Here is a 559-nt window from a genome sequence, read left to right as displayed (position 1 = left end):
GTGCGCGAGCCAGGGGAGGATCGCGGCGGCGACGACGACGCCCCAACGGCCGCCGCCCCAGGCGCCGGCCACGAGCGGCACGAGGGCCCACATCACCGAGCCCCACATCAGGAGCCAGCGCGGGGCGCCGTACGGCGTCACGAGCCGCCCGAGCACGCGCAGGAAGCGCCAGGCGCCCCAGAGACCGAACGGCGCGGCCAGCGCCATGAGGAGGGACATCAGCAGCGACGGCCCGAACGGGATGCCCGCGATCGCCAGGAACAGGACGTACGCCGGCGCCGGCACCTGGCTGCCGAAGCCCGTCTCGTGCCACGACCGGAGGTGGAGCCCCCACCACTCGCCGACCCCCGAGGGCGCCGGGGAGAGCGCTCCGCCGGCGACGCCACCCAGCACGTCGCGGACACCGATCAGCAGCGCGATCACCGTGACCGCCATCCCGACCGCGACCGGGCTGGTGAAGAACCGGACGACGAGCCCGCTCTCGGCGAACTCCTCGTCCTCGTCGCGGTGGCGTGCCGGCGGCGGCCCCTCGAGCGCCTCCCGCTCGGCCGCCGCGGCA

At 76.2% G+C, this 559-nt stretch carries 1 protein-coding gene; it reads right to left on the bottom strand.

The features are described 5' to 3' along the window. Positions 1-559, bottom strand: a 559-nt coding sequence (locus E7Z54_RS22835; RefSeq protein ID WP_206055952.1) for a hypothetical protein, incomplete at both ends; no start/stop codon positions are given.

This window comes from Nocardioides sp., from assembly GCF_004803405.1.
Lineage (GTDB): Bacteria > Actinomycetota > Actinomycetes > Propionibacteriales > Nocardioidaceae > Nocardioides > Nocardioides vastitatis.
The sequence above is the reverse complement of the archived record's forward strand: the minus strand, read 5'-3'. Positions and strand labels throughout refer to the sequence as shown.